The sequence below is a fragment of the Rhodococcus sp. WAY2 genome (assembly GCF_009859915.1).
Lineage (GTDB): Bacteria > Actinomycetota > Actinomycetes > Mycobacteriales > Mycobacteriaceae > Rhodococcus_F > Rhodococcus_F oxybenzonivorans.
Genome location: NZ_CP046572.1, coordinates 5,517,868 through 5,539,792, shown reverse-complemented (window position 1 = coordinate 5,539,792; position 21,925 = coordinate 5,517,868). Strand labels below are relative to the sequence as shown.

The window sequence follows — 21,925 nt, the reverse complement described above, 5'->3', positions numbered from 1 at the left end:
TCTGTGAGCGGCACGCGAACACCCGACACCATGACCGACTCGGACACCCTGGGCCGCGGCCTGAAGGTCCGCCATCTCACGATGATGGGTCTCGGCTCGGCCATCGGTGCCGGACTGTTCCTCGGTACCGGTGTCGGAATCGCCACGGCCGGTCCCGCCGTGCTCGTCTCCTACCTTCTCGCCGGACTGATCGTGGTCTTCGTGATGCGCATGCTCGGCGAGATGGGAGCAGCGATCCCGACCAGCGGGTCCTTCTCGCACTACGCCCGGATCGGCATCGGCGAGTGGGCCGGGTTCGTGATGGGCTGGCTCTACTGGTTCATGCTGATCATGGTCCTCGGAGCCGAGATCACCGGCGCCTCGGGCATCGTCAGCGGCTGGCTGCCCGGGGTCCCGCAGTGGGTGGTCGCCCTGGTGTTCGTGATCTTCTTCGCGGCCGTCAACCTTGCCAAGGTCAGCAACTTCGGTGAGTTCGAATTCTGGTTCGCCGCTATCAAAGTCACCGTCATCATCGCCTTCCTCGCAATCGGTGTGTTGCTCGTGTTCGGGCTGCTCCCCGATACCGAGCCGGTCGGTACCACCAACCTCCTCGGACACGGCGGCTTCATGCCCGAAGGGTTCGCCGGTGTCGCCGCCGGTCTCCTGGTGGTGGCCTTCGCCTTCGGCGGTATCGAGATCGTCACCATCGCCGCCGCCGAGTCCGAGAACCCCGAACGGTCGATCGCCGTCGCGGTGCGCAGCGTCGTCTGGCGTATCAGCGTCTTCTACATCGGCTCGATCTCGATCATGGTGCTCGTCCTCCCGTGGGACTCGTCCGATCTGAAGAGCGGACCCTTCGTGGCCGTGTTGAATCAAGCGCACCTTCCCTACGTGGCCGGATTCATGGAACTCGTCGTGGTGATCGCGTTGCTCTCGGCGTTCAACGCCAATATCTACGGCACCTCCCGGATGGCGTACTCGTTGTCCCGCCGCGGCGACGGTCCGGCGTTCATGGCCCGGATCTCCCACTCGGGGGTGCCGCTCAACGCGGTGTTGCTGTCCGTATTCTTCGGTTTCGTCAGCGTGCTCCTCAATTGGTGGCTGCCCGACGACCTGCTCGGGTTGCTTCTCAATGCCGTCGGTTCGGCGCTTCTGGTGATCTGGATCTTCATCGTCGTCTCCCACCTGAGATTGCGTCCGCGTCTCGAACGTGAGGGCAAGCTGACGGTGCGGATGTGGCTGTTCCCCTGGCTGAGCTACGCCACACTTGGGCTTCTCGGCGGGTTCGTCCTGCTCATGCTCTTCGACACCGACGCCCGCACCCAGCTGTTCTCGACGTGCGTGCTGTTCCTCGGAATCACCGCGCTCGCCTTCCTGAACGCGCGATACCGCAGGAAGGCCGCTCCCGCTACCGACCCCGGGCAGCGAGCGCGTTGACGAACACGTTGGAAATGTCCGCCGGATCCTTCGCGACGTAGCTCGACCCACCCGTCACCCGCGAGATCTCGGCGAGGGTAGCCGCGTCGGCGTCGTCGGTGATACCGATCGTCACGATGATGACGGGACGCGCCGGGTCCTGCTCCCGCTCGAGGATCCTCAGCAGCTGCTCCTTGGTGATGGAGTCCGGGTCCTCGTTGGCACCATCCGTCAGGATGATCACACTGTTGACCGCGCGTGGGTCGTACGATTCCTGCACGGTCCTGAAAGCGGCCAGCGCCGTGTCGTACAGCCCCGTTGCGCCGCCGACGAGACCGTCCACCTTCTCCGCTTGCTGGGCCATGATCTGCCGTTGCGTGAGGCCGTCGACCACCGTGTCGTAGCGCCGGATCGGCACCATCTCCCGGTAGTCCTGCGGTCCCCCGCCGAGCCCCTGCGAGAAGGCCCACAATCCCGCCGACACGCTGTCCGGGAACATGGCGTTCCCGGCGAGCGCGGCGTCCACCGTGAGGTCCATCCGAGACCGGTTTCCTGCCGGCGTCTCCATCGACCCCGACACATCGATGGCGACGAGGGTGCGGATGGGCAACGCCATCAACGCCCATGCACCGAGTGCCTCCTGCAACACCGTCTCGTCCACCGGGCCCAGCTCGGGGACCTCACCGACCCCGCGCCCGTCAGGCAATGGGCTGCCATCCGGGCCACGAAAACCACTGTTCTGCAGCACGGTTCGAGCGGAGTCACTCCCGAGAACTCCCGCGACGGCGCGCGCGACCTGGGTGGCCTTGTAGTGGCGGTCCGGTGCCGGCGACGTGACGACCAGCGGATAATTCACGAAGGTGCTGCCCGTCGCAGGCACCGTCGCAGCGAGCGCCTGACCGGTATCGGCGTTGTAGTTCACTACGGCCTGTTCGGTGGCGACGGCGACGCCGCCGTTGTCGGCTACCCCGCGCAGCATCTCTTCGCCGATGGGTTCGTCTGCGGTGCGCGCACTCTCCTCCTGCGCGAGGGGCACCAGGGCGGCCCGCACGGTGCCCGCGGACACTGGGTCCGATCGGCCTTCCGCGAGGGCTGCGTCGATCGGCCCCTGTGCGACGCCGGTGACGAGCGGATTACCGAGCTGCAATTCTTTCAACTGCAGCGCAGCAAGCCAGGTCTCGGCCGCCGGCGCCTCACCTTCGCGGGACACCAGAACGATGGGCGAAGACGCGACCGACCCCGTCATCACTTCCACCGGACCCGCAGCGGTGAGTGCCGCTTTCCCTACCCACGCCCCGGTGTCGGGGATCCACAAGTCGGGGGCGTCGGCGCCCTTGCCCAACCGTCCGGCTATGTCACCCGAGGTGGCAGCGCTGACGGCGATGGTGGCGCAACCGGTGTCGGTGTCCTTCGCTGCGCTCAGAATGTCGGTGACCGCCGGCGCGATACTCGGGTCCGCCGCAAGGGTGTAATCGACCAGGTGGTCGCAGCCACCGGTCCAGGAACGCACCGCTTGCACGATGACGACGACGGACACCACCAGACCGATGACCACGGCGGCACAAACGACGTAGAACCCGAGGGAACGGCCGCCGCGCTCGTCGCGCGTACTCGAATGACGACCTCCGGCCATCGCCTGCCTCCCTGACTTTTCGGTCACGATCTGCCGAAGCTTCTACGCTTTGCTGCACTGCGAGTTCGATACCGACGCTCGTGGTCAGGCGATCGTATCGGCCGACCCGGGGGTCAGCCTTCGCGTTGGGCCACCTCGAGTTTCCGGGCCACCAACGCGGCCTGTATCTGACGCAAGCCGGAAGGTCGCGTCGGGTCGCACCCGGTCAGCTGCGCTATTCGCTTCAACCGATAGTCCACCGTATTGGTGTGCAGGTGCATCTTCTTCGCGGTGCGCTGACGGTTCAAGTCGTGGCTGATGTGCACTTCCAGGGTTTCGACCAGCTCCGGTGAGTTCTGCAACGGATCGAGAAGGCGTGCGAGATGGGTGCGGCCCGGACCGGGACGGGTCAGCTGATACTCGAGTGCCAGATCATTCATCTCGTACAGACCTGGAGCCAACGACAGCTGATGTGCGAGGTCGAGAAGTTCGTGTACCTGCTCGGCCGCCGTCGGGATGTCCGCCGTACGGACCCGGCTCACCGTCGCGGTCAGGGGTACTTCCGCGGCCGCGCCGACGCGGTCGAGCAGCGACACGATCCACGCCCGTTCCGGCGAGCCAGGAAGCAGAATGGTGCCGCCATCGGGACTCAGCGAGCACAGGGCTGCCCCGCCGGAGGCCTCGGCAAGTTCGATCTGCAGTCGCCGTAACTTCTGCCGCGCCACCACCGCCTTCCGCCGGTGCGCGATCGCCTCTGCCGGATGCGGCGGTACGGCAAGGCCCATGACGACGTAATTCTCCGCAGGCTCCACCCCGGCGTGCCGGGCGGCCGACGCCGCATTCCGACCGCTGAGGAGGGCCGTGACGAGGTTGACGGCGGCGCCGTCGCGCTCACTGTTGACCGCCTCGAGTTCGTTGACGTAGCTGGTTGTGGCCGCGACCGTCACGCACTCGAGAAGCGCGAACATCACCTTCTGGATGACCAGAAGGCCCGGCAGGTCCTCTTCGCGGGCGTTGGCCGCCGCAAGGTCGCCGGCCTTGGTGATTCCCTCGTGGAGGATGCGCAGAACCAGCGTCAAGGGGAAGCCCTCGCGGGCCCACCGAGCCGAGGCGTCCCTCACTTCGGCGAGATCTTCTTCGGTGGGCGAAGTTCCCCCATCGAGCATCTGGATGCCGAGGCGCAGGCACACGACCGTGAAATCGGTGACGTCGCTCTGGAGTTGCTCACCGGGCAGAGAACCGCACGGCGTCACGTTGTCCGCGAAATGCCGTACGAGTTTTCGGGCGACTGCGTGCGTGTCGCGTAAGGGGGCAGAAGCCGGCCTACCGTCGACGAGAATCTGCAAACCCGCCCCCGCACTGTGATCTGTCATAGATCTCATCACTCCAATATGTGGATGACACCGAACTCGCGCACCATCGACATCACGTGCACATAACGAGGGTTCGCTTCTATAACTGTTTTATCACGACAACGCTCTGTGCAGGGGGAATACGGCGATGTGCGGACCACAAGTCGGTCGGGAGCAGACCCGGCACCGGCCGGGCGGACCTCAGTCCTCCTCGGCGACCCGGACCACCAGCTTGCCGAAATTTCTTCCTTCGAGAAGGCCGATGAATGCTGACGGAGCGTTCTCGATGCCCTCGACGAAGTCTTCCCGGTAGGCGAAGCGTCCCTCCGCTATCCACGCCGCAACGTCCCGCTGGAAATCGGCGAACATCTCCGGCACGAACTCGCTCTGAATGAAACCGCGAATGGTGAGACTCTTCACCAGGACACGAGTGAAGAAGCCGGGCAACCGATCGGGCCCCTCGGGAGCCGCCGTGTCGTTGTACTGGGCGATCAAACCGCACACGGGAACGCGAGCATAGAGGTTGAGCAGCGGGAGCACCGCGGCGGCGACAGCGCCGCCCACGTTCTCGAAGTAGACGTCGATACCGTCCGGCACCGCGGCTCGGAGTTGTTCGGCGAAATCAGGAGCCCGATGGTCGACCACGGCATCGAAACCCAGCTTCTCCAACACATAGGCACATTTCTCGGGACCGCCGGCGATCCCGACTGCCCTGGCGCCCTTCACTTTCGCGATCTGGCCGACCGCGGAACCGACCGGTCCGCTCGCCGCCGCGACGACGACGGTCTCGCCTGCCTTCGGTTGCCCGATCTTCAGTAGTCCGGAGTAGGCAGTGAATCCGGGCATTCCGAGAACGCCGACCGCGGTCGACAGCGGCGCCGCGGCGGGGTCGAGCCTGCGCAGGTGGCGACCGTCGACCACCGCGTGCGACTGCCACCCCGCGTAGGCGAGGACATAGTCACCGGCAGAAAATTGAGGATGGCGCGATTCGACCACCTGGCCGACAGTGCCACCCACCATCACCTCGTCGATCTCGACCGGATCGGCATACGATTCGGCGGTACTCATTCGCCCCCGCATGTACGGGTCGAGCGAGAGGTAGATGACGCGTATCAGCACCTGCCCCTCGGAAAGTTCGGGCAAACTGACCACCTCGAGACGGAAGTTGTCCGTCGTGGGCGCGCCGTCCGGCCGGGACGCCAGGACGATCCGGGTGCTCTGAACAATGCTGTCGACACTCACTGTGCGCCTGCCCATCCGTAGTGGTCCGGTTCCGAACGCCACACTACCGACGTCAGAAGAGTTGGTTCTTCTGCACCTTTCCCATGGCGTTGCGGGGCAGGGAGTCGACCACCCTGATTTCGCGGGGTCGCTTGTGCACCGACAGTTCGGCGGCGACGTGGTCGATCAACTCGGACTCCGAGACGTTCTCCCCCACCACGAAGGCGACCAGTCGCTGGCCGAGGTCGGGATCGGGAACGCCGACCACCGCCGCTTCCCGCACACTCGGGTGACCGAGCAGCGATGTCTCCACCTCGCCCGCCCCGACCCGGAAACCGCCCGACTTGATGAGGTCCGTGGATTCGCGTCCGACGATGCGATGAAACCCCCCTGGGTCGATGACGGCGACGTCGCCGGTCTTGAACCAGCCGTCCTCGGTCCACGATTGGGCGGTCGCCTCCGGACGGCCCAGATATCCGTCGAACAGCATCGGACCCCGCACCTGCAGTCCGCCTATCGATTTCCCGTCGCGGGGAACGTCACCGCCGCGTTCGTCCCGCAGTCGGGTCTCGACGCCGCGAAGGGGAACGCCGACCCAGCCGGGGCGACGCTCCCCGTCCGCCCGCGTACTGAGGGTCAGCATCGTCTCGCTCATCCCGTAGCGCTCGATCAGTGCGAGGCCGGTCAGCTCGCGGATCTTGTCGAACACGGGCACCGGAAGGGGCGCACTGCCCGACACCAGCAACCGCGCGCTCGACAGCGCACGGGCCGACTCGGGGTCGTCGGCGATGCGGCTCCACACCGTCGGAACGCCGAAGTACATCGTTCCGCGGGCGGCGGCGTACGCCTTGGGGACCGGTTTGACGGTGTGCACGAGCGGGCCGCCGAACCGTAGCGGTCCGAGCACCCCGAGAATCAGCCCGTGGATGTGGAAGAGCGGGAGTCCGTGCACCACGGTGTCGGCGCCGGTCCACTCCCATGCCTCGGCGAGCGCGTCGAGTCCGGCCGCAATCGCCTTCCGGCTGAGGAGTACGCCCTTCGGCGGTCCCGTCGTCCCGGAGGTGTAGAGGATGAATGCGGTGGCCGTGTCGGGCGGCTCGGGGTAGCTGTGCCAGGAGCGGGCGTGAAGCCGGACCGGGATGACGGGCAGCCCCGCGGCGTTCTGCGGAGCCTCGCCGAGCCACGCCTGGGCCCTTGAGTCACGCAGGATGTGTTCGAGCTCCGCGCGACCCGAATCGGGTGGAACGGGCACGGCGGTGACGCCGGCGATGAGACAACCCACCACCGCGAGCACAGTCGTCACGCTGGGGGTGGCGAGGATCGCGACCCGGTCTGCGCGCGAGACCCGTTCCGCCACGGAGGTCGCTGCGCCGAGCACATCACTGCGCGACAGTGTGGAATCGCCGATCCGGACGGCGTCAGGAATGTCGTCGCCGCGGGCGACGGCCACAGGATTCAGGGATCGCAGAAGCACAGGGACAGCTTCTCACAGGGGGCGGGCGGCGCCGGCCGGGTCTCCCACGGGCGGACTGACGGTCGCCAGGGCGGCGCCCAGCAATGCCCCGGTGAGCACCGCGAGTCCGTGAGCGTCGCCTACCGCGACGAGCAGAACACCCGCCAGCACCACCCCGGCACTGAGGGCGAGGGATCGCCATTCCTTCGACTGCATGACCACCAGCCCGGCGATGGAGGCCACGAGTGTGAGGGTGGCTCCCGAGTTGCCGGCGCCGGAGGAAGGAAAGAGAAAAGCGGTGAACAATCCGAAGATGACTTGACCGGCCACGAACAGCAGGACCGTCCGGGCGCTCCCCCACACCTTCACCGCCAGCGGCGCCACCCACGCGAGAACCGCCAGATTCAGCAGCGTGCCGGCGATCCCGCCGTCCTGAACCGCGACGGAGGTGACGATGCGCCACCACTGGTCGTCCCTGATCCGGTCGGGCTCCCGATCGAACGCATCGAGAATCGCCGGAAACACGAACTGCAGCAGCGACGGAACTGCGACCACCGACCACAGCACGACGGCGGTCCGGGGCGGGTGAGCCGGCAGTCGGTAGCCGACGAGAACCTGCCCGAGCAGCGCAGACAGCACGAGGACCACCGCGAAGAGGACCGCACCGGTCCATCCTTCGACTGAAGTGGTCACCGCGAAACTCTACAACGGCGCAGGCCCGGCCCCGTGTCCGTGGCACACCATGTCAGTGCCTGCTGACCACCGACCGGAGGAAGAATCGCAAGTTCGAGGGACGCTCCGCGAGGCGGCGCATGAAGTAGGCATACCACTGAGTTCCGTACGGTACGTACACCCGAACCTGCTTGCCCTCACCCGCGAGCCTGCGTTGTTCGAGGTCTCGGATGCCGAACAACATCTGGTGCTCGTATTCTGCGGATGCGCGCCCTGATTTCGTCACAAGTGGCCCGACTGCAGCGATGACTGCCGGATCGTGCGACGCCACCATCGGGTAACCCGATCCGTCGATCAGAACCTCGAGGCACCGTAAATACGACGCGTCGACCGCAGCACGGTCTTTGAACGCCACCGACTCCGGCTCCTGATAGGCACCCTTGCAGAGACGAACCCGGGAGCCGGCACCCGCCAGTTCGCGGCAGTCCTGTTCGGTGCGCCGCAGATACGACTGCAGCACGGCCCCCAGCCAGGGGTAGTCCCGCCGGAGTTCGCGCACGATCGAGAGAGTCGAATCGGTGGTGGTGTGATCCTCGGCGTCCACGGTGACCCAGACACCGGAGGCCTCCGCGGCCGCGCAGATAGTGCGGGCGTTCTCGGTGGCCACTTCGGTTCCACGGTCCGGGAGCGCCAGCCCGAGCGCCGACAACTTCATCGACACCTCGAGCCGGCGCACGCCCGACCCGCCGGGCGCCGCCTCGGGTAACGCTCCGAGGGCGGCGACGAGTTGCAGATACTCGTCGACCGTTGCCTGCGCTCCCTCCTCGTCGCGGGTGTCCTCACCGAGAAAATCGATGGAGACGGAGCGGCCCGAGTCGAGGAGGTCGCGGACCGTGCGCAGAACCGCGTTCCGGTCGTCGCCGGCGATGAATCGATCGACGAGCTTGCGGGTGACCGGTGTGCCCGTGACCGCCCGTTTCACCCGGGACGAACGCGAGGCCGCGAGGATCGCCGGCCGAAGCGGATTCGCGAGGGACGCGGGCGCTTTCATTCCGACCCCATGTGTGGGTAGCGATAGTCGGTGGCGGGCGAGAACGTCTCCTTGATCGTGCGCGCCGACACCCACCGCAGAAGGTTCAGCTTGGAGCCGGCCTTGTCGTTGGTACCCGAGGCGCGGGCGCCGCCGAAGGGTTGCTGTCCGACCACCGCTCCGGTCGGTTTGTCGTTGACGTAGAAGTTCCCCGCGGTGAACCGCAACGCGGAGGTCGCGGCTTCCACCGCACGGCGGTCGTCGGCGATCACGGCCCCTGTCAGCGCGTACGGGGCCGCCGTATCGACCGCGCCGAGGATGTCGGCGAACGCACCGGGCGCCGAATCGTCGTAGACGTGCACGGTCAGGATCGGGCCGAAGTACTCGGTGGTCATCGCCTCGTCCACCGGGTCGTCGGCGAGCAGCACGGTCGGACGGACGAAGTACCCGACGCTGTCGTCGTACTTGCCGCCCACGGCGATCTCGACGCCGGTGGTGGCGCGTGCGCGCTCGATGGCCGCGACGTTCTTCTCGTACGCGCGGCGGTCGATGAGAGCGCCGCCGAAGTTCTCGAGATCGGTGACGTCACCGTAGGTGAGCGCGTCGACTTCCGCGGTGAAGGTGTCGCGCATCCTGTGCCACAAGGACTTCGGTACGTAGGCGCGGGACGCCGCCGAGCACTTCTGCCCCTGATATTCGAACGCTCCCCGGATCAACGCGGTGCGCAGTACGTCCTCGTCCGCCGAGGCGTGCGCAACCACGAAATCCTTGCCTCCGGTCTCGCCGACCAGCCGCGGATAACCGGCATAGTTGCCGATGTTCTCCCCGATCTGCCGCCACAGGTGCTGAAACGTCCGGGTCGACCCGGTGAAGTGGATCCCGGCGAGACGGGGATCGCTCAACGCCACCTCGGACACGGCCTGCCCACTGCCGGTCACCAGATTGATGACGCCCGGTGGCATTCCGGCGGCCTCGAGCAGCTTGATGGTCCAGTACGCCGCGACGGTCTGCGTCGACGACGGCTTCCACACCACCGTGTTACCCATCAGCGCCGGCGCGGTAGGCAGGTTTCCGGCGATGGCACTGAAGTTGAACGGGGTGATTGCGTAGACGAAACCCTCGAGCGGCCGGTATTCGAGCCGGTTCCACACACCCGGTGACGAGATCGGCTGATCGGCGAGGATCTGCCGGGCGAAATGAACGTTGAAACGCCAGAAGTCGATCAATTCACACGGTGCGTCGATTTCCGCTTGTTGCACCGACTTGGACTGGCCCAGCATCGTGGCCGCCGCCAGCGTCTCCCGCCACGGTCCCGACAGCAGGTCGGCGGCACGCAGGAGGACTGCTGCTCGGTCGTCGAAAGACAGCGCCCGCCATTCCGGCGCTGCTGCTGTGGCGGCGTCGATGGCCGCTGATGCGTCGTCGTGGGTCGCGTTGCGCAGCGTGCCGAGCACCGCGGAGTGCCTGTGTGGTTGCACGACGTCGACACGGTCGCCGGCGCCGTGCCGGTGCGTTCCGCCGATCACGTGCGGGATGTCGATGGGATTCGTCGCGATGTCGCCGAGTGCGGTCTTGATTCGTGCGCGTTCGGGACTGCCCGGCGCGTACGAGTGGACCGGCTCATTGGTGGGCACCGGAACCTGGGTGATGGCGTCCATGCTGCCTGCCTCCTGCCCTCAGATCGTGAGGAACTGTGACCGGGAACGAACTGTGACGGGAACTTTTCGGACGGGACACCCGACCGAGTTGGACCCTGTGCCCAGGTTAGCGCCGGAGAGGGGGAGCCATCCGGTTTTGGCCGCGACTACACGTCGCGGGCGTTCGAGACCATCTGATGCACGTCCTGGTCGGCGGCGCCGAGACCGAAACTGATGATGCGACGCGGATGGATACGAATCGTCGGGCCACCGAGGCCCTGCGTCTGCGCAGCGTCCGCGTCGATCGCCTCCCCCCGGCCGCGGATCTCGACGCACCGCACCCGCCACGGATCGACGGAAGGAACATCATCTACCACGAAGGCCACCCGCCCGTTGTCGGCGACGTTGCGGAACTTCCGGCTCGCCGCCATGCGATAGCCCTGAATGTCGATCGTCGACGTCGTGGGGTTGTAGTGGAAGCCGACAGGGCTGACCTGCAAAGTCCCGTCGGGCTGGACCGTCGCGAGGCGTCCGAGGCGCTGAGTGGACAGGTACGCGAGTTCGTCGTCTGTGAAAGGCATGAACTCACGCTAAAACCTGAACCACGCTGGAGGTCAAGTGCTCACCGAAGATCCCGGACCGCCTGCTTCGCTTCGTCCACGCGCTGTTCGGCCCGGTCGAGTTCCCGTTCCGTCCGACGCACGCTCTCCGCCGACGCCTTCTCTGCGTTCCGGGTGAACTGCCGTTCCTGCTCAGCGTGTTCGAGTTCCGCGCGCAACTCCTCGATGCGCCGGTCGATCTCCGCCAGCGTCGAGCGCGCCTGTTCGAGTTCCGACCGCGCACTGCCCAGCGCGTCCCGGATCTCCTCCGCTTGGGACGTGGCCTCGGCGAGCTCCGTCTCGGCGGCCGCTCGCTCGGCGTCGCGCTTGCGCGCCTCCGACTTCGTGTCCTTCCGAGATGCCGACCTCGGCTTGGACTCGGTCGCTGATTTCGGCTTGGACTCGGTAGCCGACTTCGCGGACGAACCCGCGTCCGACGCGGTCGGGCTCCCCGATTTCTCGCTCTTCTTCGCCGGCTTCCCCGAGACGACACTCAGTCCGGCCGGACCGAAACCGCTGTAACTCGCAGCAGTCACCATCCGGCCGAGCCGAACCTGATCCGCCGTGTCGGAATCGGCGAGCGCCGCTGTGAGCGTCTGCCCCACCTCGCGTAAAGCGTCTTCACCGACCTGCCGCCCGCGTTCGGCCGCAATGTCCCCCGCCCGGCGCGCGAGGGCGCTCACTGCCTGCTGCCGTTGGGCGGACAGTTTCCGAAGGTCCGGCCCCGACAGATGACGTTGAGCGTCCCGAAGCGCCTCCCCCAACTGCAAAAGCGCGCCCACCTCCTCCGGCAACTCGCGCGAGAGTAGGTTGACCAGCCACCCCACCGTCGTCGGTTTCCGTAGCTTCCCGATGGCAGTCGCCAGCGCACGATCCCCAGCCGCACGGGCCGCTTCCACCCGAGCAGTGCGCGCCGCGACGAACTCGCCGGGGTCGAGGCCGTACAACTCGTCGGCGACATCGTCGAGGTTCACGGACACAATCCTGTCACCGCGAACCACCGCACTCAGCGCAACCGCTCGGCCGCCGCCTCGATCCGCTCGTCACTGGCCGTCAGGGCGATCCGCACATGCGTGCCGCCGCGGGGACCGTAGAACTCCCCCGGGGCGACGAGAATGCCGCGATCGGCGAACCACTCGACGGTGTCGCGGCACGACTCACCGCGGGTGGCCCAGATGTAGAGCCCGGCCTCGGAATCGTCGACGGTGAACCCGGCACCCCGTACTGCGGCGAGGAGGATGTCGCGGCGACGACGATAGCGTTCGCGCTGCTCGTTCTCGTGCTCGTCGTCGGACAGCGCGGCCGTCATCGCCGACTGGATGGGCAGTGGCACCATCATCCCAGCGTGCTTGCGCACCTCGAGCAGTTCGGCAACCAGCACGGGATCACCGGTGACGAATCCGGCGCGGTAGCTCGCAAGATTCGACGTCTTCGACAGGGAGTGCACGGCGAGCAAGCCGGTGAGATCGCCGTCGTTCACCCGCTCGTCGAGGATCGACAGCGCCTCACCCTCCCAGGTAAGTCCCAGGTAGCACTCGTCGGAGACGACGAGGGCGCCGCGCCGCCGCGCCCAGTCGACCACCTTGCGCAGATGTTCGAGGCCCAGCACCTTACCGGTGGGGTTGGACGGCGAATTGACGAAGATGAGGGACGCAGCCTCCGGCCCCAACCGGTTGAGCCCGTCGGCGCGGATCACGCGGGCACCCGCGAGAAGCGCCCCCACCTCGTACGTGGGATACGCGAGTTCCGGAATGACCACCAGATCGTCGGACCCGAGCCCGAGGAGGCTGGGCAGCCAGGCAATCAGTTCCTTGGTACCGATGGCGGGGAGCACCGAGACCGGATCGATCCCCGCGATCCCGTACCGGCGTTTCAGCGACTCGACGGCAGCGACACGCAACTCCTCCGTGCCGTGCGTCGTCGGATATCCGGGGACAGCCGCGACCGCGGCCAGCGCCTCCTGGATGATCGGCGCAACGGGATCGACGGGCGTGCCCACCGACAGGTTGACGATGCCGCCCGGGTGCGCGAGTGCTTTCGCCTTGGCCGACTCGAGCGAGTCCCAGGGAAAGTCGGGAAGTGCCTTGGCTACCGAGATACGCGGCACATCTAGTCCTCGCCCATGGGCGGCAACGCCTTGATGAACGGTGGGTCGTAATCGACCTTGCCCAACTTCGCTGCGCCACCGGGGGATCCGAGGTCGTCGAAGAAATCGACGTTGGCGGCGATGTAGCCGTTCCACTGTTCCGGGACGTCGTCTTCGTAGAAGATGGCTTCTACCGGGCAGACAGGTTCACAGGCACCGCAGTCCACACACTCGTCGGGATGGATGTAGAGCATCCGCCCGCCCTCGTAGATGCAGTCGACAGGGCACTCCTCGATACATGCCTTGTCCAACACATCTACGCACGGTTCAGCAATCGTGTAGGGCACTGCCGCTCTCCCTGCCTTTCTGACGCCACCAACGAGCTGCGGAAGACCCGCAGAAGACCCTATTATCCCCTGCCCGGACTCCCACTTTTCGCTGAGGGTTACCTGACCCGGCGCAGTCCCGGGGTGAGCGCCGCGCGGGAGCTGATCCATTGCTCACCCTGCTTCGCCGCCCGCGCCAGCGCTCCCCGTTCACCGAGATACGCGGCCACCACACCGATCACCGGCACGTTGCCGAGCAGAGAGTAGGTGCTACCCGGCCCCGGCCGTTGATCGAGCTCGGTGGTGAGTGCACGCAGCGTGCGGGCCGTGCGCCACAAGACGCCTATCAGTGCGAACGGACGCCACGACGACTCCCCTGTGTCGGGGCGGGGCTCGTCACCGTCGGCAGACAGGGCGCGAGCGTCGGCCTCACGCCGGCACAGCACCGATGCCAGCAGCTCCACCTGCTCGGCCCGCTCGGTGACACCGTGCTCCCGCGCGACGGCGACAAGTACCAGAGCCTGGTTCGCGAACCCGAGCAGGTCTCGGATGGGCAATCGGTTCAGGAGAACGCCGAACATGCCCGGAAACGCGACCGCGATCGTGTTGAGTGCCCCGATGCGCGTCACCCACCACCGAGCGCGTTCGTCGTCGGTCGCCTTCTCCCACGACGCCGTTCCCGGGAACTGGATCGTGTCCAGCACCCAGGCGATGCCGTCGAGCAGGGCTTCTGCGGCGCTGCGCTCCTCCGGTGTCGGGACGAACGTCCGGCCCTTGATTCCGAACGGGTCCGTCAGTGCCAGATCGAGCACAGGGTTGATGCCGCGCGCGGCCCGATCCAGTATCGCGACGACCTTGTCGTCTCCGAGCCGATCCGTATCGCTCATGCTGCCGGTGACCTTCCTTCGCGTCGGGCGTGGGTGGTGGTGCGTTCGCGTGCCGGGCGGCCGATGCCCTCGGCGATGGCCCGTAGTTCGGCGACGGTCTTCTCGGAACCGTGCTCGGACCCGGCCATCCGGGAGATGGTTTCCTCCATCAGGGTGCCGCCGAGATCGTTGGCACCGCCCTGCAACATCACCTGAGTACCCGTGACACCGAGCTTGACCCAACTGGTCTGAATGTTCGGGATCCGCCCGTGCAGCATGATCCGGGCCAGCGCATGCACCGCGCGGTTGTCGCGGTTGGTCGGGCCAGGACGCGAGGCACCCGCGAGATACAGCGGCGCGCTCTGATGCACGAACGGCAACGGCACGAACTCGGTGAAACCACCGGTCCGGTCCTGAATCCCGGACAGCACCCGCAGATGCCCCACCCAGTGCTTCGGATTGTCGACATGGCCGTACATCATCGTCGAACTCGACCGCAGCCCCACCTCGTGCGCGGTGGTGACCACCTCCACCCAGGTGGCCGTGGGCAACTTCCCCTTCGTCAGCACCCAACGGACCTCGTCGTCGAGGATCTCCGCGGCCGTGCCCGGAATGGTGTCCAGACCCGCCTCCCGCAATTCGGTGAGCCAGTCCCGGATGCTCTGCCCACCCTTGGCGGCACCGTTGACGATCTCCATCGGCGAGAACGCATGCACATGCATCGACGGCACCCGCTTCTTCACCGCCCGCACCAGATCGGCGTACCCGGTGACCGGCAACTCCGGATCGATACCCCCCTGCATGCACACCTCGGTGGCCCCGGCGACGTGCGCTTCCCAGGCCCGGTCCGCGACCTCGGACGTCGACAGGGTGAACGCATCCGCATCACCCTTGCGTTGCGCGAACGCGCAGAACCGGCAGCCGGTGTAGCAGATGTTGGTGAAGTTGATGTTCCGGTTCACCACATACGTGACCTCGTCGCCGACCGCCTCCTGGCGCAGGGCGTCGGCCAGCGCCACCATCGCCTCGAGACCCGGACCCTCGGCCGTGGCCAACGCCAGGTACTCGTCGTCGGTGCATCCGGCCGGGTCGCGTTCGGCGCTGCGCAACGCCGCCAGCACATCGGTGTCCACCCGCACCGGGCCACTGAGTTCGAGGACCTGCTCGCGGACGGTCTCCCAGTCCCCGAACGCACTGCCCAGGTCGCTGCGGGTGTCGGTGTTGCGGCCGTCGGTGTCGATTCCGGTGTGCAGATCCACCCGCCCGGTCGACTCCCACGACTCGTCCGGCTCCTGCCACGGCAACCCGACCGGGACCGTCTCCGGCCGCGCCAACCCGGTGTCCGGGTCGGCGAGGGCCTGCACGTGCCCGAGGATCCGCGGATCGATCCACGGCGAGCCGGCGAGCACGAACTGTGGCTGCGCCGCCGTGCGTTCGGTGAGCACGAACCCGGCCTGCGCGGTGATCTCGGCCAGGGTGTCCAGATTCGGCCACGGGCGTTCGGGGTTCACATGGTCCGGGGTCAACGGCGACACCCCACCCCAGTCGTCGACACCGGCACCGAGCAACGCCGCACATTCGGTGTTCGAGACCAGGTTGGGTGGTGACTGGATCCGCATCCCCGGCCCGAGCAGCAACCGCGATACCGCAATGGACGCCAGGAATTCGTCGAGACCGGCATCGGGGACATCGCGCATCGCGGTATCCGGTTTGGCCAGGAAGTTCTGGATGATCACTTCCTGAATGTGCCCGAACGCCTTGTGCGATTTGCGGATCGCCATGATCGACTCGGCCCGCTCGCGCACGCTCTCGCCGATACCCACCAAAATTCCCGTCGTGAACGGCACGTTCAACCGCCCCGCGTCGGTGAGCGTGCGCAGCCGCACCGCCGGATCCTTGTCCGGGCTGCCGTAATGGCATTCACCCTTGTCGGTGAACAACCGGGTGGCCGTGGTCTCGAGCATCATCCCCATCGACGGCGCCACCGGCTTGAGGCGGGAGATCTCTTCCCAGTTCATCACCCCGGGATTCAGGTGCGGCAACAGCCCGGTCTCCTCGAGCACCCGGATCGACATCGCCCGCAGATAGTCGAGCGTCGAATCGTAACCGCGCTCGTCGAGCCACTGCTTGGCCTCGGGCCACCGCTCCTCGGGACGATCTCCCAACGTGAACAGGGCCTCCTTGCAACCCAGTTCGGCGCCCCGGCGGGCGATCTCGAGCACCTCGTCCGGCTCGAGATACGCACCCCGGCCCTCGGCCCGCAGCTTGCCCGGCACGGTCACGAACGTGCAGTAATGGCACTTGTCCCGGCACAACCGCGTCAACGGAATGAACACCTTGCGTGAATACGTGACCGCCCCGGGTCTGCCCGCCGCCAGCAACCCCGCATCACGCACCTTCGCCGCCGACGCACACAGATCGACCAGATCATCACCACGCGCCTGCAACAGAACAGTGGCCTCGTCGACATTCAACGTCGCACCGTCCCGGGCACGCCGCAACACACGCCGCATAGCCGAGGCAGAAGGCGCCACTTCCTGCACCGATGCGCCAGTCGAGGTCGCCGCTCGAATACCCGGTATGGGAAGCATGGTGGGCCGGCCGGTCTCTTCACCTGAATGGGTCACCCAGCGATCATGCGCCACCCACTCGCGCACGTGCCACTCAGACTCCCCCGAGCGGCCCGTAACGCTATTCGCGCGGATAGTCTTCGTCGTCCGGGACGACTCGGCTCTGCTCCGCGGCATCCGCCTCGTTCACTTCCAAGGACGACACCCCTTCTACCTGGTCAGTGGGCTCGTCGTCGACGGCCAGTTCCTGCTCCAGACGGTCGGCCTCGGGAACCTCCGGAGAGTTGGCCGCATCGAATGACGTCATGTCTGCGCTCCTTTCGCTTCGGGGGTCCTCCCACGATAGGTCTGTTCTCGACAGAATGCCGGTGCACGGCCAAAGTAGGGGCATGAGTGCGCCCGCTACCGTCACCATGGCCGATCCGCTGTGGCGGCCCAGCCCGCGAGCCAGGCAGCTGTGGGCCATCAACGCCGCACTCTTGTGGCTCCCGGTCTTCGCCCTCCAGGCGGTGGGTGCCTTCGTCGGCACCTGGTGGCCGACCTGGGCTCAGATCAGCGTTGCAGCCGTCACTGTCGTCCTCGCCCTGTTGCATGTCACCGTCGTTCCGTTCTGGCGCTATCGCGTGCATCGCTGGGAGATCAGCGACACCGCCGTATACACGCGCACCGGATGGTTCACGCAGGAACGGCGCATCGCCCCGATCTCCCGGGTGCAGACGGTCGACACCGAACGCGGCCCGATCGACCGCATGCTCGGTCTCGCCACAGTCACTGTGACCACGGCGTCGTCGGCCGGTGCCGTCAAGATCACCGCCCTCGACCAGGACACCGCAGATCGCACCGTGGCCCAGCTCACCGAGATCGCCGGAACCAACGTCGGCGACGCCACGTGACTGCGCCGCCGCCGCCCGGAGTCGCGCCTCCCCTCGCTCAGGGGGAGGCCGCGGCCGCTGCCGAGGCAGAACAACCTTGGCTCCGCCTGGATCGGCGGATGCTGCTGGTTCATCCGGTGAGCGAGATCGTGAAGCTGCTGCCCGTCCTGTTGCTGTCGCTGATCGTCGGCAGCCAGAGTGGGAACCACGTGTGGGGTCTGATCGCGGTGGCGGCGTTCGTGGCACTCGGCCTCTCGCGCTGGTTCACCACGAGCTACCGCATCGGTCCCGTCCACGTGCAATTGAGGCAGGGACTCTTCCGCAAACGACTCCTCTCCATTCCCCGGAACCGCATCCGCTCGGTGGATGTCGAGGCGGGAGTGCTGCATCGCCTGCTCGGATTATCGATCGTCCGGATCGGCACGGGACAACAGGTCGGTTCCAAGCCGGACGCGGCGAAGTTCGAACTCAATGCCCTCTCCGCCGTCCTCGTACCGGATCTGCGCGCCGCACTGCTCTCCCACACACCCGAAACAGTGCCCGGACCCGGCACGATCGCCGCCGAGCGTCCCGTACACGAGATCGGGCACTGGAGGCCCTCCTGGGTGCGATACGCCCCGTTCTCGCTGACGGGCGTCGTCACCATCGGCGCGATCGTCGGCATCGCATTCCAGTACGGAATCGCCCGCGAGATCGCACGGTCCTCGACGGTGACCGAAGGTATCGAATCGGCCGAGCGGCTCGGTATCGCGCTCGTGGTGGTCTTCGGAATCGTCGTAATCCTGATCGCTGCCAGTGCACTGGCATGTATTCGCTATCTCCTGGCGTACGGCAACCTGACCCTCACCGACAACGGACGGACACTGCAGGTCAGCCACGGTCTCCTGAAGACCCGGCAGACGACGCTCGACCGTGCACGGTTGCGGGGCACGACCTTGAAGGAGCCGTTGCTTCTCCGGCTGGCCGGCGGTGCCCGGCTCGACGCCGTCATGACCGGGGTCAGCGCCGAGAAACACGAGTCCTCGCTTCTGCTTCCCCAAGCGCCGCGCCGTGAAGCCGAACGGGTGATGGCCACGGTGATCGGAGACAGTCGTCAAGCCGCGGTGGCACTGAGGCCGCACGGAGCTGCCGCACGACGGCGGCGATACACGAGGGCGCTGATCCCGGCGGGTGTCGCACTGCTTGCCGCGCTCGTCCTCGCGGGGGTCGGCCGTCCGGTGATCTGGCCCGTGTGGGCAGGAATCGGTGTGGCCACGGTCGCCGGAGCTGCCCTCGCCTGGGACCGGTACCGCGGGCTCGGCCACGCGATTCTTCCCGGTTGGCTGATCACCCGCAGCGGCTCCCTCGACCGGGCCCGCGACAGCCTCGAGGCGAACGGCATCATCGGTTGGACCGTCCGCCAGACGTTCTTCCAACGCCGGTCGGGGGTGGCCACCGTCATCGCCGCCACCCCCGCGGGCACCGGAAAGTACCTCGTGATCGACCTCCCTGCCGATCAGGCGTGGACTCTCGTCGACTCCGTGACTCCTGGGGGAGGTGACGTGTGGGCGCGCCGCTGAACGATCTTGCGCGCCTCGACGCCGAACTCGTCGACTGCCGCGCCTGCCCACGTCTGGTGGAGTGGCGAGAGAAGGTGGCTCTCGAGAAGCGCGCCGCCTACCGGAACGAAACATACTGGGGCCGACCCGTTCCGGGATTCGGACCACCCGACGCCGCCATGCTGATCGTCGGACTCGCTCCTGCCGCACACGGCGGAAACCGGACGGGGCGGATGTTCACCGGCGACCGCAGCGGCGACTTCCTCTACGCGGCGCTGCATGCCGTCGGTCTGGCAAGTCAGCCGACCGCCACGCACATCGGTGACGGACTCGAACTGTTCGGCACCAGGGTCACGGCACCCGTGCACTGTGCGCCGCCCGACAACAAACCCACGCCTGTGGAACGGCAGACCTGCCGTCGCTGGCTCGACGCCGAATTGAGAATCCTGCAGCCTCGGCTGCGCTCGGTGATCGTGCTCGGCGGATTCGGCTGGCAGGCACTGCTGCCCGTGCTGGAGGACGCCGGATGGGTCGTCCCGCGACCCCGCCCGAAGTTCGGCCACGGCGCCCACGTCGAACTCGCCGGCCGGACCGGCCCTCTGCACCTGTTCGGGTGTTACCACGTCAGCCAGCAGAACACCTTCACCGGCCGGCTCACCCCCGCGATGCTCGAGTCGGTGCTCTCCGACGGCGCACGCGCGGCCGGGTTGATGGGCTGATCCGGCTCCCCGGGCGAACGGTACATCCGACCCGTCTGAAGCGCCGAAAGTGCCGTTCACCCCAGTTGGCGCCGGTTGGGCAGTTCCTCGATGATGTATTTGGCCATGCTGCCCAACCGTGAGCGGGTGGGTTGCATGGTGTCGACACCGAGCACGGTGAGAGGCGACGCCGTCACCGAACCGACGCAGATCGCGGCCACCGGCCCGTTGAACGCGCGGACGAGAGCGTCGACGCGTCCGACGTCCTTCGCAGTGCTCAGCAGCGAGGACACCGCCGGCGCGCTGGTGAAGGTGACCGCGTCGACGTCACCACCGGTGATGCCGTCGACCAGCGCCCGCAGGGGTCGTTGATCGACGGGCCGTATCCACCGGTACACCGACACCGCGGTGGTCCGCGCGCCCGCCTCGGCCAGGGAGACGCTCAAATCAGTGATCGGTTCCCACTCCGTGATCGTGCCGTGCAGTTGGACCGCAACGTGTAGCCCCTGCACTCCCTCGGCGATGAGGTGTTGCGACACTTCCTCGGACGACTCCGTCTCCGGCGACCACTCCTCCCGCAGGCCCGCACCGCGTACGGCGCCCTTGGCTTTGGGACCGCGGGTGATGATGCGTGCCGAGCTCAACGCGCCGACGAGGGCCTCGTCGTTACCCCAGGCCCGTGCGGCGTCCATCCACCCCCGGAAGCCGACGGCCGTACTGATCACGACGAGGTCCGGCGGAGAGGCGATGATGTCGGCCGTTCGCGCTTTCAGATCGGAGTCGTCGACCAACGGCAGCACGTGGATGGCAGGTGTGTGCGTCACGGTGGCACCGTGACGTTCGAGCAGCGTGATGAACTCCGCGGCTCGGCGTTCGGCGGTGACGGCGATGGTCAGTCCCGCAAGTTCATCGTTCGACATTGTCCCAGTGTGACGGACGTTCCGGCTTATGCTGACGAGATGATCACTGCCGTGCACACGCTCGTCTATGCCGACGACGCCGAAGCTGCCCGCGACTTCTTCCGGGACGTGCTGGGCTGGGACCACGTGGACGCGGGAGGCGGGTGGCTCATTTTCCGCACCGGCCCCTCCGAGATGGGCGTGCATCCCACGTCGGACGACCGCGGCGGGGAGCCGTGGTCGACGCAGCCTCACCATGAGATTTCGCTCGTCTGCGACGACATCGAGGCGACAGTTGCCGAGTTGAAGGCGAAGGGCGCCGAGTTCACCCGCGACGTTCGCGACGAGGGGTACGGCCTGACCACCGCGCTGAGGATTCCCGGCGCCGGCGAGATGATGGTCTATCAGCCGCAGCACCCGGTCGCGTACTGAAGGTCGGGTACCCAGAGGTCCAGGCGCTCAGGCAGGAACTGGGGACGTGGGCGGCAGCGGCGACCCGACCTTCCAGAGATATGCGGCAGGCGGAATCAACGCGCCGAGAAACAGCAGCAGGGTCCACACGGACGCGAGCAGGAGAACGTCGCCGCCCGGCCCCCCGAGCATGCAGAGCAGGAAACCCACGATCCACCCGACGAGTGGGAGGACTGCGGCGCCCACCCGGCCGGTCGCGGACCGCGCGGCGATCACCAATGCCACATTGACCGCTCCGGCGACGAGGATGCTCACCGGGAACGGCGTCGCCCCGAGGTACAGCGGAAGGAAAAGTACGGCGAGGACGGCACACAAAAGGCCGTCGAACACCAGCAGGGCAAGGGTGGCCCTTGCCAGAACGTCCGTATGTTCACGTTTTTCTGCGGTGCCGACGGCCATGTGTCAATAGTGGATCAGGGGACCGGTGGGTAACCCAGCAGGGTCAGCAAGTGACTCTGCATGTCGGCAAATCCATACAGCACGCTGTAGTACAGCTCGCGCTGAGCGGGCCATGACGGCCTCAGCGAGTCGACGAACGCCACTATGGCGTTCTGAACATCCCAGTTGTACATCGAAGACCTCTCCTGACGGGCGTCACACGGACTCGGACTGAGCCACTGCGTGATGT

The 21,925-nt window shown here is 66.8% G+C and carries 22 protein-coding genes; 5 read left to right on the top strand and 17 right to left on the bottom strand.

Going from position 1 to position 21,925, the window contains the following annotated elements:
* Positions 1-30 precede the first annotated feature (30 nt).
* A complete protein-coding gene (locus tag GFS60_RS24895) occupies positions 31-1,416 on the top strand; it encodes an amino acid permease (RefSeq protein ID WP_159925408.1) in 1,386 nt (461 codons plus the stop codon).
* On the opposite strand, the gene GFS60_RS24890 is transcribed toward GFS60_RS24895, so the two are convergent.
* The 14 genes from GFS60_RS24890 to GFS60_RS24825 all read right to left on the bottom strand — a co-directional run bounded on the left by GFS60_RS24890 (position 1,388) and on the right by GFS60_RS24825 (position 17,126).
* Entirely contained in the window at positions 1,388-3,028 is a 1,641-nt protein-coding gene (locus GFS60_RS24890) for a substrate-binding and VWA domain-containing protein (RefSeq protein WP_159925407.1), read from the bottom strand. The two genes, GFS60_RS24895 and GFS60_RS24890, sit on opposite strands and share 29 nt — an antisense overlap.
* A gap of 113 nt (positions 3,029-3,141) precedes the next feature.
* A complete protein-coding gene (locus GFS60_RS24885) occupies positions 3,142-4,380 on the bottom strand; it encodes a PucR family transcriptional regulator (RefSeq protein ID WP_159925406.1) in 1,239 nt (412 codons plus the stop codon).
* A 180-nt stretch (positions 4,381-4,560) separates the two neighbouring features.
* Positions 4,561-5,601 carry an NADP-dependent oxidoreductase gene (locus tag GFS60_RS24880; RefSeq protein ID WP_308202205.1) on the bottom strand — a complete coding sequence of 347 codons (1,041 nt, stop codon included), beginning with the start codon at positions 5,599-5,601 and terminating at the stop codon, positions 4,561-4,563.
* A 52-nt stretch (positions 5,602-5,653) separates the two neighbouring features.
* Positions 5,654-7,054 carry an acyl-CoA synthetase gene (locus tag GFS60_RS24875; protein WP_159925405.1) on the bottom strand — a complete coding sequence of 467 codons (1,401 nt, stop codon included), beginning with the start codon at positions 7,052-7,054 and terminating at the stop codon, positions 5,654-5,656.
* A gap of 12 nt (positions 7,055-7,066) precedes the next feature.
* Positions 7,067-7,726 carry a rhomboid family intramembrane serine protease gene (locus GFS60_RS24870; protein WP_159925404.1) on the bottom strand — a complete coding sequence of 220 codons (660 nt, stop codon included), beginning with the start codon at positions 7,724-7,726 and terminating at the stop codon, positions 7,067-7,069.
* A gap of 52 nt (positions 7,727-7,778) precedes the next feature.
* Positions 7,779-8,756, bottom strand: a complete 978-nt coding sequence (locus tag GFS60_RS24865) for a proline dehydrogenase family protein (protein WP_159925403.1) — start codon at positions 8,754-8,756, stop codon at positions 7,779-7,781.
* Positions 8,753-10,393 (bottom strand): L-glutamate gamma-semialdehyde dehydrogenase, encoded by a 1,641-nt coding sequence (gene pruA, locus GFS60_RS24860; protein ID WP_159925402.1) that lies wholly within the window; start codon positions 10,391-10,393, stop codon positions 8,753-8,755. Before pruA ends, GFS60_RS24865 begins: the two co-directional genes overlap by 4 nt.
* A gap of 146 nt (positions 10,394-10,539) precedes the next feature.
* Entirely contained in the window at positions 10,540-10,953 is a 414-nt protein-coding gene (locus GFS60_RS24855; protein WP_159925401.1) for a PPOX class F420-dependent oxidoreductase, read from the bottom strand.
* A 41-nt stretch (positions 10,954-10,994) separates the two neighbouring features.
* Complete coding sequence (locus GFS60_RS24850) at positions 10,995-11,945, bottom strand: hypothetical protein (RefSeq protein ID WP_159925400.1); 951 nt, start codon at positions 11,943-11,945, stop codon at positions 10,995-10,997.
* A gap of 32 nt (positions 11,946-11,977) precedes the next feature.
* On the bottom strand, positions 11,978-13,078 hold the full coding sequence (gene dapC / locus GFS60_RS24845; RefSeq protein ID WP_109331902.1) for a succinyldiaminopimelate transaminase: 1,101 nt from the start codon (positions 13,076-13,078) through the stop codon (positions 11,978-11,980).
* Between the two features lie 2 nt (positions 13,079-13,080).
* The gene (gene fdxA / locus GFS60_RS24840; protein WP_109331903.1) at positions 13,081-13,404 is read right to left on the bottom strand and encodes a ferredoxin; all 324 of its coding nucleotides are present in this window, start codon (positions 13,402-13,404) and stop codon (positions 13,081-13,083) included.
* 98 nt (positions 13,405-13,502) lie between these two features.
* Entirely contained in the window at positions 13,503-14,270 is a 768-nt protein-coding gene (locus GFS60_RS24835; RefSeq protein ID WP_159925398.1) for a hypothetical protein, read from the bottom strand.
* Entirely contained in the window at positions 14,267-16,840 is a 2,574-nt protein-coding gene (locus tag GFS60_RS24830) for a bifunctional FO biosynthesis protein CofGH (protein ID WP_236603525.1), read from the bottom strand. The genes GFS60_RS24835 and GFS60_RS24830 overlap by 4 nt, the downstream gene beginning before the upstream one ends.
* A gap of 100 nt (positions 16,841-16,940) precedes the next feature.
* Positions 16,941-17,126 (bottom strand): hypothetical protein, encoded by a 186-nt coding sequence (locus GFS60_RS24825; RefSeq protein WP_109331905.1) that lies wholly within the window; start codon positions 17,124-17,126, stop codon positions 16,941-16,943.
* A gap of 82 nt (positions 17,127-17,208) precedes the next feature.
* Here GFS60_RS24825 and GFS60_RS24820 point away from each other — a divergent pair, with 82 nt between their 5' ends.
* Genes GFS60_RS24820 through GFS60_RS24810 form a run of 3 tightly spaced genes read left to right on the top strand, consistent with a single transcriptional unit; the run spans position 17,209 to position 19,948 of the window.
* Positions 17,209-17,712: a PH domain-containing protein gene (locus GFS60_RS24820; protein ID WP_159925396.1), complete on the top strand. Its 504-nt coding sequence runs from the start codon at positions 17,209-17,211 to the stop codon at positions 17,710-17,712.
* The gene (locus tag GFS60_RS24815) at positions 17,709-19,250 is read left to right on the top strand and encodes a PH domain-containing protein (protein ID WP_159925394.1); all 1,542 of its coding nucleotides are present in this window, start codon (positions 17,709-17,711) and stop codon (positions 19,248-19,250) included. Before GFS60_RS24820 ends, GFS60_RS24815 begins: the two co-directional genes overlap by 4 nt.
* A complete protein-coding gene (locus GFS60_RS24810) occupies positions 19,235-19,948 on the top strand; it encodes a uracil-DNA glycosylase (RefSeq protein WP_159925392.1) in 714 nt (237 codons plus the stop codon). Before GFS60_RS24815 ends, GFS60_RS24810 begins: the two co-directional genes overlap by 16 nt.
* A 56-nt stretch (positions 19,949-20,004) precedes the next feature.
* Here the strand turns inward: GFS60_RS24810 and GFS60_RS24805 are convergent, their stop codons facing one another.
* A complete protein-coding gene (locus GFS60_RS24805) occupies positions 20,005-20,847 on the bottom strand; it encodes a uroporphyrinogen-III synthase (RefSeq protein ID WP_159925390.1) in 843 nt (280 codons plus the stop codon).
* A 39-nt stretch (positions 20,848-20,886) separates the two neighbouring features.
* Between GFS60_RS24805 and GFS60_RS24800 the strand changes: the two genes are divergently transcribed.
* Entirely contained in the window at positions 20,887-21,258 is a 372-nt protein-coding gene (locus tag GFS60_RS24800; protein ID WP_109331918.1) for a VOC family protein, read from the top strand.
* 27 nt (positions 21,259-21,285) lie between these two features.
* Here the strand turns inward: GFS60_RS24800 and GFS60_RS24795 are convergent, their stop codons facing one another.
* Both GFS60_RS24795 and GFS60_RS38705 read right to left on the bottom strand, forming a co-directional pair.
* On the bottom strand, positions 21,286-21,696 hold the full coding sequence (locus tag GFS60_RS24795) for a hypothetical protein (protein WP_159925388.1): 411 nt from the start codon (positions 21,694-21,696) through the stop codon (positions 21,286-21,288).
* 14 nt (positions 21,697-21,710) lie between these two features.
* Entirely contained in the window at positions 21,711-21,869 is a 159-nt protein-coding gene (locus GFS60_RS38705) for a hypothetical protein (RefSeq protein ID WP_201453444.1), read from the bottom strand.
* Positions 21,870-21,925 lie beyond the last annotated feature (56 nt).